The 445-nt window shown below is 24.7% G+C and carries 1 protein-coding gene; it reads right to left on the bottom strand.

Going from position 1 to position 445, the window contains the following annotated elements:
• Positions 1-11 precede the first annotated feature (11 nt).
• Positions 12-335: a hypothetical protein gene (locus BN899_RS18300; RefSeq protein WP_042278441.1), complete on the bottom strand. Its 324-nt coding sequence runs from the start codon at positions 333-335 to the stop codon at positions 12-14.
• Positions 336-445 lie beyond the last annotated feature (110 nt).

Below are 445 nucleotides of genomic sequence, written 5' to 3'. Positions count from 1 at the left end.
TGACATTAATATTATCTATTATTGTATATTAACAATAAATAAACAGCTCCTGCACATAAACTATTATTACAATCAATTCTACCAACTAATGAATTATTTTTATAAACAAAACCATCTTTATCAACTTTGCCTATAGGGCTATTTCTTTGAGTATGATCATGAACAAAACCATTTTCATCAACTCTACCTATAGGATAGTTACTATTATTATAAACTATATTTTTATCAATCTTACCGATTGGGCAATTGTGATAAATGTGATTGTGAACTACATTATTATCATCAAGCCTTGCAACAGCTCTAGTATTAAATGGGAAATTTACTATATTAATCATTTTTAAGCACCTACCTTTATTAAATAGTATTAAGTTTTCTTACATTTAATAACTAAATTGCTAATAGAATACATAATACATGTAATTGTAGAAATAAACAATAAAAAGCT

It is taken from the genome of Faecalimicrobium dakarense, from assembly GCF_000499525.1.
Classification (GTDB): domain Bacteria; phylum Bacillota; class Clostridia; order Peptostreptococcales; family Peptostreptococcaceae; genus Faecalimicrobium; species Faecalimicrobium dakarense.
This window is presented reverse-complemented; position numbering and strand designations above follow the sequence as displayed.

Excerpts from the sequence above, each read along its gene's own strand:
- BN899_RS18300 (WP_042278441.1), bottom strand. The coding sequence starts at position 335 with ATGATTAATATAGTAAATTTCCCATTTAATACTAGAGCTGTTGCAAGG.